Genomic DNA, 10,200 nt, shown 5'->3' with positions numbered 1-10,200 from the left:
TAAAACGTTTTAAAATTATTGCCGACAAATATCGGAATAGACGAAAAAGGTTTGGACTTCGATTTAATTTAATAACGGGAATTTACAACTTTGAATTGACTAATTGAGGTTTGGAAAGAACTCTAATAAAAATGAAATGGAATAATTGTATCTGGGTAACTAATTGTTATATCACCGCTTCCACCACCCGCAACACTAATTTTATATGTTTCATCAGATATCTTTTTATCACAGTTAACTTCTAAATGCTCTGGGCTTGCATGAATATCCCTATTAAAATCGCAACTAAATGCAACTGATCCATTTAATGTTATATTAATGAATCCAGATACTCTGCTGTTTCCACCTCTACCATCAGGCGAAGTTGCAGAAAATGCCATTAATGCATTTCCTTTCTCTGGTTGATTCGAATCTAAATGCCCATTATAAAAATGTGGTTGATCAACTTCGAAGTTGCCATAAGAATTATTATAAATTTTGATAGTAATATGACTATATGAATCAGCAAATACGAAATTCGATAATATTAACAATGAGGCTGAAAATAAAAACCTTTTTAAAATACTCATCGACGATATTACAATTTTTTGTATGTTAATTCATTAAGAATAATTCATTTAAATTAAAATAAAATTAACATATAAGTAACTTACAGTTAATGAAATTAACTTAACATTAAAAACCTCACCAAGGCATAATTATCTTGAGCAGAATAAAAATTATCTTTAAACAACCATATACTTACTTTTTTGCAAGACTTGTTTTTGAACCCCATTTCACATTCAAGGTAAATGTTACCAGCCAAAAACAAATAGCGCTTTATTCTCACGTCATTTATCCAGCTTTGACCGTAGAGTATATTCATTTTTTTATGTGATTGTGTCTCTGTTAAAGTCAGACAACTAATCCTTGGACGATAACGCCAATCGATCAAAAAACCAATAAGTGCAATCCACCATAATATCAGAGCTAAATACAAAAGGCTATGCCGAAAAAGTACAACAATCATAAGTGCACAACTTATAAACAGAAATGCAATCAAGATAGTTTTTAAGCGTGAAGATTTAATTTCAATTTTATCGATATTCATTTCAAGTGGAGTTTTGTTGTTTCTTTGGTTGACTTACAAAATGTCTCTTTAATTAAAAAAACTGATATAAGGAGAGCGCTTAGCATCAAAATCAGAATCAACAAGAATCCAGTTTGATAATTCTGAACGCTAAGTTCATTCCCTTGTGCTAGCCATGATAGCATACCACCAATAACTGGTGCCATTAATGACGTAACCAACATAACCATACCGTTATTTAATCCTAATCCCGCAGCCAGGTAATTATTATTGCATTGCTCAGCCATAATCGCAAAACCAATACTTTGCCCACTGGCACCTACCCCTAAACAAAAAAATGCAATACTGGTAATAACTGTATTAAATGGGAAATAAGTAATAAAAATTGCTGAGGACAAAACACAAATTGCAGCAATATTCATAATAAGCTTACGCTTACTCATTCGATCTGAAAAGAATCCTAATAATGGGCAACCAATTGCATAACCTAACCACGATATTGTCAGCATATACGAAGAAATAGTCGAACTATAGCCATTTAACATTAAAAAAGCCTTGCCACTATTTTCAGAAAAATATTCAATTGCAAAGTAAACACACGAAGAATAAAGAGCAATATACCAAACCTGTGGTTCACGCACTAACAATAACAAACTATTTGTAAGTGGCTCAGGGCGCTTTAAAATACGGAAACTGGCTGTATAGTCATTATTATTGCGAACAATTAATAACGCAATAATTGCAATGATAAGCCCCACCACCCCCAGCATATAAAAAATAAATCGCCAAGAGAGTTCAGAGTGTGTCGATAAAGCATTTAAAGGACCGGCTGCAAGCATAGGACCCATGGTTCCGATAAATTGTGATAGACCAATACATAAAGCAATATGTTGGCGCGGCATCCAGTCATAAACTGCAACTAACAAACAGATAAAACCAAAAGAAGAGCCGATACCCATTAATACTCGAAAAATCAAAGCACTATTAAAGCCTAAGCTCATGCCAAATCCAATCACCGCAAAAGCGCAAAATACTGTTGCAAAAAACAAGGTTCTCTTAAGACCAAAGCGATCAGTGATAAAACCAACAGGAAGCTGCATCAAACCATATGCCATTTGATATGCTGTTGAGCTTAAAATAGCAAAACTTATCAAATTTAAATTTAAATCTTGAACAATCGTATGTTCAAAGGTTCCTAAGATCGTTCTGAGCAAGAACTCATACATAAAAAATAACGCACACACAATCCAAATAATTACGCCAATAAGGCTCATTTTCTGATTATGATTCATTTGCTCTACCCATCTCCCTCAAATTTTGTCTCCTGCCATTCTTCCAATATGGCTTTGGCTTTTTCATTGTCGACGAAAGATGCAACTTTAAAAATAGACGTGCCTTCCCGTATCAAAGGTGAACGGTTAATTCCAACGATCACACCATCCAGGTCGGATTTGATAATCGTTGCATTTTCATTACTAAATGGGTCAGACAGTCTACCAATTTTTTCTCCTTTTGTAATCGACTCACCAAGAGACACATCGCTATGCAACACGCCAGATGAGGAGGAAATAATCCAATCATCATCCTTAGAGAAGACTAAAGCAATACTCTCACTCACTGCTCCCTCTAGCATTTTAAGTGTACGCATAACATTTTTCACACCCACTAAACCGACTTGAATTGCTTGCTGATCAAAACGCATGGCTTCACCTGCTTCATATACTAATACTGGAATGTTTAGGTTCTCTGCTGTCATTCTTAGGCTACTTATTTTTGTTTCCACTTCAGTAATAACGGGCGCTTGGAAAGCTCGAGCAAGTTTTCTTGCTTCTTTACTATCAAAATTACAATATACTTGCGGCAAAATTTCATGATTAAGTGAGCCAGTTTGCAGCTCTATACAATAATTCACTTTTTTTAGTATTTCATGAGTGAATACATGTGCAATGCGTTCACCAAAATTACCATTTTCATCTCCTGGAAAGCAGTCACTTAGCTTCATACCATTTGGTGTGAACTCAGGAAAATGCGCTAAACCATAAACGTTTAATACTGGAATGGTAATGAGTGTTCCTGCTATTTCATTCGCTGATATATCATCAAACAACTGGTTAACGATTTCCAAACCGTTAAACTCATTGCCATCTGTCATCGCAAACACCAACAAGCACTCACCTTTTTGTTGTCCATTGATCACTTTTATTGGCATATACATCGGGGAACAGGAATACTGCTCTGGTAATGGGAGTGCCAAAGTTGCTTTTTCCCCAGGAGATACATTAACATCACAAATCTTAAAACTCGTGTTTTTCATCGTGCTTATTTCTCTTTTCTATCCTGATTCATAAAAACCATCCTAACATTGATTAATAAGTGCTTTCAACCTTAAGCCAAGTCTATCGTCATCCCATACACGCGACCCTTGCTACTTGCCCAACGCTTCGCCCTTATGTAGATATTAGTGTTGTAACCTTGCAATAAGGAAAGCTTACCATTAGAGTCAATCCCTGCCCACCTTCTGATGTGCGGGCACTAATTTGACCATCATGTAAACGCACAATTTCCTTTGCAATTGATAAGCCTAAACCACTTCCAGCCTGACCTGTCCCGACTTCTCGATAAAATCGATCAAAAATCCTTTTTTGCTTATCTTCTGCTATACCTATGCCATTATCGACGACTTCAAAAATCACTGTGTCTTTAGTGACATAACTATATAAGGTCACCTTACCTGAGGCTTGCGTATAGCGAATTGCATTATCAATGAGGTTTCGAAAAAGGACACCAAGTAGTGCTTCGCTAGCAAAAACATAGGCAGACTCTTTGCTTGGCATAAATTGTAAATCAATGTTTTTATGCAGCGCTAACAACGCTAAATCTGCTAGTTGATTCTCAGCTACAATATTTGCATTGACTTGCTGTTTATTGGGTAAGTCTTGTTGTGGTTCTAAGCGACTTAAGGTTAAAAGTTGATCAATAATATAAAAATAGCGATCTGCTCCACTGATGATATTCGCAATCTTTTTTTTGATTTCATCTATATCATTTAAGTTTAGAGCTACTTCTGCCTGAGTTTTAAGTGCAGCAAGCGGTGTTTTAAGCTCATGTGCAGCATCACTAGCAAAGCGCTTTTCACGGTCTAGTACCTTGCTAATTTTTTGAAACAAAGTATTCAGCTGATTTAAAAGTGGTAGCACTTCAGGTGGTGCAGTTTTAATGGCAATGGGTTCCGGTTTACGTGGATCTTTTACCGCAATAGCACGACGAATATCCGATAGTGGACGCAAGGCTAATTGCACAATAACAAATATCGAAAACAATAAAAATACGTACAAGATAACTAAATCCCATATCGCACTACGAAATAGATTTAAAAACATCTGATGCTTGAAGTCAGAGCTCACCAAAACCACAATACGATAAGGTTGGTAACGACTATTGATACTAAACATATTCCATGCTTGCATACCTTTTGCTGTTTTTAAGTTCATGGTTTGAAAAGTATCTAATGTACCTTTTTGAAAAGTTGACATCTCTGGCGAGCCAGTAGAATGCAACAATAGATTACCATTGCGTCGATCATAAACTTGAAAAGCAAATGAGTCTTGATAAACATTATCAAATTGCGCAACTTTTGGCTTTAGGTTATCAGCGATGTTATCAAGCATGGTCAATGAATTAGATTTCAACAAATCACTAAGTTGACGCTTAGAACTATCTTTTACTGCTGCAGATAACAAAGCATCAATTGCATTCGCACTATTAACCATCTGCATTTTAAACAAATCTTCATTTTGTTGACGCATTTTATAATAATTGAAAATCCCTAAAATAAAGATTGAACAAGTAATCAATAAAATAAGACAAATACTCAAAAATTTCTGAATTGACAGTCGATTGTTTAAAAAAGTGAAATAATTAATATTCTTCATTATCTGCTACTTATCACTTTTTTTGAGCTTCCCACAGTGCATTTAACTCATCAAGACTTACATCACGTATATGGCGTTTTTTTTCTTTTAAAGCAATTTCAATACCGCGAAAACGCCGTTCGAATTTTTTATTTGCCCCACGCAAAAGCATTTCGGGATCTGCTTTTAAATGGCGTGCTAAATTTACACAACTAAACATTAAATCTCCCAATTCTTCTTGTGCTTTTTTTTCATCTACTTTTAGTACTTGTTTAAGTTCATTGACTTCACTGACCAGTTTATCAAAGACATCCTCAATATTATCCCAGTCAAAACCTACAGCTGAAGCTCTCATCTGTAATTTTTTTGCCATACTTAACGCAGGTAAGTTAAGTGCAATCTCATCAAGTTCACTTTGGCGCTCACCACGCTCTTTTTGCTTGATTTGTTGCCATTGTTTTTCCAATAGTTCAATTTCTCGTATTTGACCATCGCCAAAAACATCCGGATGACGTCGAATGAGTTTATCCGTTAAAACATGAACGATATCATTAAAATCAAATAGTTTTTGCTCTTTCGCAATTTGGGCATAAAAAATTACTTGATTTAATAGATCAGCAAGCTCGTATTTAACGTCAATTGCATTTTTGTGCTCAATCGCATCGACCAATTCATATGCTTCTTCTAAGGTGTGTTCCGTTAATGAATACCAAGTTTGTGACCTTGTCCAAGCACATCCTTTTTCTTCATCACGCATCACCTGCATGACATGAAGTAAATCCGATAACGGATAGTAATCAGAAGACATCTTTACGTGCCCTTAATTCACAAAAAGCTGATTTAGCATCTATCACTTTTCTATTAGATCGCTGTAAAATATGCTGTAAATTGGGTTCATGCGTACGCAAAAAGATATTCATCGATTTTTCATCTTGAATACTGGTGATCGGCTTGTCTTCAGCTGGAACATCCTTTACTTTTTTATACCAGATTTGAAATGCTTGATCATGAGCATCAATACTTTGAGCAAATAACAAATTATTTTCAAAATAATCGTGTGCTGGATAAAGCTTCACTAAACCTGGTAAACTCACCAAGCGCAAAATACTCTCATAAAGCGCATTCACATCAGCTGTACTATCTTTTAGATTCCCTACCCCCGCTGTAAAAATCGTATCACCACAAAACAAAAGCCCTTGTTCCTGAACATAAAAACTTACGTGTGATGCCGTATGCCCAGGACATGCCATCACCGTGCAGTCTGCGGTTGAAAAGCTTAAGTTTTCACCGTCTGTTATAACATAATCAACCCGAACTCCCCTAAACTCATAGAAATGGGCATAAATTGGAAGCTGATATTTTTCTTTCAAAGAAACAGCAGCGCCAACGTGATCACCATGTTCATGTGTCAATAAAATCGCCTCTGGTTTAAGTGCATTTTGTTCACAAAATTGAACAAAATGATCAACCAAAGTAGGATCAATAATTAAAGCTGTTTGACTGACATCATTTACCAACGAATAATTATAATTTCTCAGCGAATTGTTTAAATACCAACGTTTAACATAGATCATTTTAACTCCAATAATAGCTGTTCTACTTCAGCTAAAAGCTTATGTGCTTGATTTGGCATAGATTGATGCTCACAAAATTTTGAGCGTAACAGTAAATATTTTACCTCCTCTTGAGTCGTAAGCTTTGTGCGTTGTAGTCGATCTATATGTGTTTCCATAAATTCCCAATCCTGATAAACAAGCGCTTGTGTTAGCAACAACAAATTTAATTGATCTAAATCACCATCATTTTGTTTAAGCCAACATGCTTTTATAAATTCATACGCTCTTTGATCTTTTAGTTTATTTAAATAAAGCAATACCAGTTCAAATCTAAGTCGATGTGTTAGCTCCTTTTGAATTTGCTCTCTAAAATCAGCAAGAGGTACAAAAGCTGCTAGTCGTTTAAAGTATACACAGTCAAGCCCACTCGTTATACGACAACGTTTTGGCAAGCCTTGCCAAATTTCACTTAAATCATTGTAGCTTACCACAGACATTAAAATCTGTTCAAAATAGTGATTAAGCTCATCCAAGCTGAATAAATGTTGATATTTAACAATCGTATTTCGAGCAATGATAGATTGTTTTTGTTCAATCTGACAGATGATAAGTGTATGAATAAGGCTTTTGCTACGTGGTTCTTGTTCGATTAAACCCTGCAACAGTGCCAACGCTTCGCCATATTCAGCAACCTTAACGAAAATCATCGCTTGATAATAACGCCAAATAAACTCAAGTTCCATCTGTCTTTTTAGCGCAAGTAAAATACTTTGTAATTCTTTATATTTACCTGCATCGTAAAGACTTTGCCAATAGAGCATGGTCAACCCTTCACCAACCTCGGGAGTATCAAGCTTAGCTTGCGCTTTATGTTTATCAATATAGCGTTGATCTTGTAATAAATAGGCTTTTTGCATTTCAACAAGTAATATATTGAGTTTCTTTTTTTTACGCATGTGCAAGGTTTGCCACCAATGTCTTGGCGTAAACACAACTACCTTAAGTAAATGATAAACAAAACCTAAAATAGTAAGTCCCACAACAATAATAACGATGAATAACCATAACGGCAGTTTAATCAAAGTATCATCGACAAAAAAAGCAACCACACCAGGATGATACAATACCGACAGACTGCCAAGTACTGCTAAAGCACAAATCAATATTAACCATGCTACCTTTTTCATGATAGCTTACCTTGTGGTTCTTGTGGAAAATTCATTTGTGGTGTAGTCGTTTCAACCGAGTTTTGTTGAATGGATGTGATTAATTGATCAATTTCATCATTTATCTTAGCAGGTGTAACTTTAATTTGTGCAATTAGCGCAAGTGCAGCTTGCCTTGTTTGATCATCAGCAAAGTAACTGAGGATATTTTTATCCAATGTTTCTTTAATGGTTTGCAACAATGGGGCATCGTTATTCAGAAGTGCAATTTTAAGCTCAAGTAATAATTCATATAAATTTGCCAGTATTTTAAAATGCGCATTTTGAGCAAGTAAAACGCTATTGTCATTTGTGAGTTTTTGTACTTGAATAAGCGATTTTACTTGCTGCCATAAAACATCAATCGCCTTGCTCCAACTTTCATCAGCTGCATTTGATTGCACTACAGCAGTTGCTTTATTAGTTTGATCTAGAGCAATAGGTGGTAACGATTTTAATTTTAGAAGTAGAGCTTGCAAAGTAGAGATCTTGATGAAGTTATCTTCAATACTTACACTATTTTGTAATTCTGTGGCAATGGCATCAAGTTTGGGAAACCATCCACCAGCTTGATCGATGTTAATAAGTATCGATTTTGCTTGATTAATGAAAAATAGAGTTTGTGTTGTGCTGCCTAGAACTTGCCATGCTTGTTTAGCAAACGCTAGGTTTAGGATGAGTGTTTGTTTGCGCATAAGCTGAATTTGCTTACTTAACTCAGTAGTTGGCAATAAATAGCTTTGCTGTAATTGGCTAAGTTTTTGTGCAAGCTCGACCTGATTAAGATCGTTTGCTTTTAATGCATTATCTATTTCTGATTTTTGCTTTGTTTGTTGTGCTTGTAATACAGTTAATGCGTCTTGCTGCTTATTCATCAGCATATCTTGAGTATTAAGCTTATTTTGCAAAGCTTTAACAACACTATCATCTATCTTGGTTGGCATTTGTTCGACACTGACGAATTCTTGCAATACCGCGTTATAACTTTGCTGCTTATACAATGCAAATAGACCTACCCCCAATCCACATAGCGCAATACCAATGGCTAATAACACAATAAAAGTATATCCTCGCCCGCTTGATCTATAGAGCTTATCTTTTATAAGTTTGGACACATCAGGTTCCTCTATTAAAAGCGCTTGCCGCTCTTTAATATGTGTTAATGGCACATCAGTGTTTTGTGTTTGTTGCGCTGTTGGATCCTCATCATGCTTAGTCGTTTCATTTACCATCTTACCATCCCTTTTTTGAGCAGTGTCATAAGTGTGTTTATAAGCGCATCGTTGCTCAATTTCTCTAACAAATATAATTTAACAAAACCTTGGCATTTAGCCCAGCTTAACATTCGGGTATTTGTTACAGTAACGATAGATTCATTGCGCCAACTAGGGTACAGATCAAACATCGCCATCGTTGCTTGCATGGCATCAAAGCTAGTATAGAGAATAACGCAAGGCGCTGTTTGAGAGTCGATAGATTGCAATTGTTGCACTAAATCATGCTTACTCACGAATACGCGCCGATAACAGTCCACCATTGTTAATTTTTTGACTTTGTTTGCTAAAGCATATGCTAAATACTCGCGTCCTCCTTCGCCTTTCACAATCAAAAAGTGCCCTTTAGATAATACATCTGCGCTATAATCCATCACTTCAAGTAGTCCCTCTGAGTCAGCATGTTGCGGCGCGATTGCACTTAACCCAAACGCTTTAAGCTTAGCCTTGGTCGCCTCACCAATCGCCCATATTTTTTTGTCGTCAAGCATATCAACAGGCACCATTTGGTGGAAGAAAGCTTCAACAGCAAAGGTACTCGTAAAGATCATATCTGTCACCCTATCAATTGCATTAAGCTCAAAAGGCAAATAATTGATTATAAAAGGCTCAATAACAACTGCACTTATATCACATTTATTTAATTGCTCCACAAGTTCAGTTGCTTTGGGCTCAGGTCGGCAGACAATAACTTTAGGGGGTTGTTGCATCGACATATTTTTGTGCCGTACTATAGATATAGTTGATCATGGCATATAATCCATTATTACGTGTTGGACTTAGGTGTTTAGCCAATCCAATTTCTGTCATAAAATCAGTAGTAGAATCAAGAATTTCATGAGGAAAGGCATCGCTATAAACTTGCAATAGCAATCCAATTAAACCCGATACAATTGCGGCATCACTGATACCATGAAACATAAGCTTGCCTTGTTGCAACTGCGCATCAAACCACACTTGTGACTGACAACCTTTAACCATGTGTGCTTCATCTTTTTTACTCTCTGGGAAAGGTTCTAAATTCTTGCCTAAACCAATCAAATAGGCATATTTATCACTCCAATCGTCAAAAAAATTAAAGTCATCAATCAAAGCCTGTTGTCGTTCCATTATATTCATATTTTCACTCGTGTTTATTATGTAAGGCACATTGGCAATAACGTTTACTTATTATGTACGCTTAAT

Annotated in this window: 11 protein-coding genes and 1 pseudogene; 1 reads left to right on the top strand and 11 read right to left on the bottom strand. The window is 35.9% G+C overall.

The genetic code is table 11. The features are described 5' to 3' along the window. Nucleotides 1-107 (top strand): annotated as a pseudogene (locus M1V25_RS04395) (IS5/IS1182 family transposase); the annotation flags it as partial. Nucleotides 108-122: 15 nt separating this feature from the next. Here the strand turns inward: M1V25_RS04395 and M1V25_RS04390 are convergent. The 11 genes from M1V25_RS04390 to M1V25_RS04340 form a co-directional block, all read right to left on the bottom strand. Further along, nucleotides 123-569: a hypothetical protein gene (locus M1V25_RS04390; protein WP_498842538.1), complete on the bottom strand. Its 447-nt coding sequence runs from the start codon at nucleotides 567-569 to the stop codon at nucleotides 123-125. 95 nt (nucleotides 570-664) lie between these two features. Continuing rightward, entirely contained in the window at nucleotides 665-1,009 is a 345-nt protein-coding gene (locus tag M1V25_RS04385) for a hypothetical protein (protein ID WP_157966577.1), read from the bottom strand. Nucleotides 1,010-1,086: 77 nt separating this feature from the next. Then, complete coding sequence (locus M1V25_RS04380) at nucleotides 1,087-2,361, bottom strand: MFS transporter (protein ID WP_116963627.1); 1,275 nt, start codon at nucleotides 2,359-2,361, stop codon at nucleotides 1,087-1,089. A gap of 5 nt (nucleotides 2,362-2,366) precedes the next feature. Continuing rightward, the gene (locus M1V25_RS04375) at nucleotides 2,367-3,383 is read right to left on the bottom strand and encodes a succinylglutamate desuccinylase/aspartoacylase family protein (RefSeq protein WP_498842537.1); all 1,017 of its coding nucleotides are present in this window, start codon (nucleotides 3,381-3,383) and stop codon (nucleotides 2,367-2,369) included. A 133-nt stretch (nucleotides 3,384-3,516) separates the two neighbouring features. Continuing rightward, nucleotides 3,517-5,001, bottom strand: coding sequence for an ATP-binding protein (locus tag M1V25_RS04370; RefSeq protein WP_116963625.1), 1,485 nt, complete (start codon nucleotides 4,999-5,001; stop codon nucleotides 3,517-3,519). A gap of 13 nt (nucleotides 5,002-5,014) precedes the next feature. After that, nucleotides 5,015-5,788, bottom strand: a complete 774-nt coding sequence (mazG, locus tag M1V25_RS04365; protein WP_116963624.1) for a nucleoside triphosphate pyrophosphohydrolase — start codon at nucleotides 5,786-5,788, stop codon at nucleotides 5,015-5,017. Continuing rightward, nucleotides 5,778-6,554: an MBL fold metallo-hydrolase gene (locus tag M1V25_RS04360; RefSeq protein WP_498842536.1), complete on the bottom strand. Its 777-nt coding sequence runs from the start codon at nucleotides 6,552-6,554 to the stop codon at nucleotides 5,778-5,780. The genes mazG and M1V25_RS04360 overlap by 11 nt, the downstream gene beginning before the upstream one ends. Then, a complete protein-coding gene (locus M1V25_RS04355; protein WP_116963622.1) occupies nucleotides 6,551-7,723 on the bottom strand; it encodes a hypothetical protein in 1,173 nt (390 codons plus the stop codon). The genes M1V25_RS04360 and M1V25_RS04355 overlap by 4 nt, the downstream gene beginning before the upstream one ends. Further along, nucleotides 7,720-8,973, bottom strand: coding sequence for a hypothetical protein (locus M1V25_RS04350; protein ID WP_116963621.1), 1,254 nt, complete (start codon nucleotides 8,971-8,973; stop codon nucleotides 7,720-7,722). The genes M1V25_RS04355 and M1V25_RS04350 overlap by 4 nt, the downstream gene beginning before the upstream one ends. Then, complete coding sequence (locus tag M1V25_RS04345) at nucleotides 8,967-9,731, bottom strand: uroporphyrinogen-III synthase (RefSeq protein WP_498842535.1); 765 nt, start codon at nucleotides 9,729-9,731, stop codon at nucleotides 8,967-8,969. Before M1V25_RS04345 ends, M1V25_RS04350 begins: the two co-directional genes overlap by 7 nt. After that, a complete protein-coding gene (locus M1V25_RS04340; protein ID WP_116963619.1) occupies nucleotides 9,709-10,134 on the bottom strand; it encodes a SufE family protein in 426 nt (141 codons plus the stop codon). Before M1V25_RS04340 ends, M1V25_RS04345 begins: the two co-directional genes overlap by 23 nt. Between the last annotated feature and the right edge of the window lie 66 nt (nucleotides 10,135-10,200).

The sequence above is a fragment of the Candidatus Nebulibacter yamunensis genome, assembly GCF_024208055.1.
Taxonomy (GTDB): Bacteria; Pseudomonadota; Gammaproteobacteria; order Francisellales; family Francisellaceae; genus Caedibacter; species Caedibacter lacustris.
This window is presented reverse-complemented; position numbering and strand designations above follow the sequence as displayed.

Bases quoted from the DNA above. Each gene is read 5' to 3' on its own strand.
- M1V25_RS04390 (WP_498842538.1), bottom strand. From the start codon at position 569: ATGAGTATTTTAAAAAGGTTTTTATTTTCAGCCTCATTGTTAATATTA.
- M1V25_RS04385 (WP_157966577.1), bottom strand. From the start codon at position 1,009: ATGATTGTTGTACTTTTTCGGCATAGCCTTTTGTATTTAGCTCTGATA.
- M1V25_RS04380 (WP_116963627.1), bottom strand. From the start codon at position 2,361: ATGAATCATAATCAGAAAATGAGCCTTATTGGCGTAATTATTTGGATT.
- M1V25_RS04375 (WP_498842537.1), bottom strand. From the start codon at position 3,383: ATGAAAAACACGAGTTTTAAGATTTGTGATGTTAATGTATCTCCTGGG.
- M1V25_RS04370 (WP_116963625.1), bottom strand. From the start codon at position 5,001: ATGAAGAATATTAATTATTTCACTTTTTTAAACAATCGACTGTCAATT.
- mazG (WP_116963624.1), bottom strand. From the start codon at position 5,788: ATGTCTTCTGATTACTATCCGTTATCGGATTTACTTCATGTCATGCAG.
- M1V25_RS04360 (WP_498842536.1), bottom strand. From the start codon at position 6,554: ATGATCTATGTTAAACGTTGGTATTTAAACAATTCGCTGAGAAATTAT.
- M1V25_RS04355 (WP_116963622.1), bottom strand. From the start codon at position 7,723: ATGAAAAAGGTAGCATGGTTAATATTGATTTGTGCTTTAGCAGTACTT.
- M1V25_RS04350 (WP_116963621.1), bottom strand. From the start codon at position 8,973: ATGGTAAATGAAACGACTAAGCATGATGAGGATCCAACAGCGCAACAA.
- M1V25_RS04345 (WP_498842535.1), bottom strand. From the start codon at position 9,731: ATGTCGATGCAACAACCCCCTAAAGTTATTGTCTGCCGACCTGAGCCC.
- M1V25_RS04340 (WP_116963619.1), bottom strand. From the start codon at position 10,134: ATGAATATAATGGAACGACAACAGGCTTTGATTGATGACTTTAATTTT.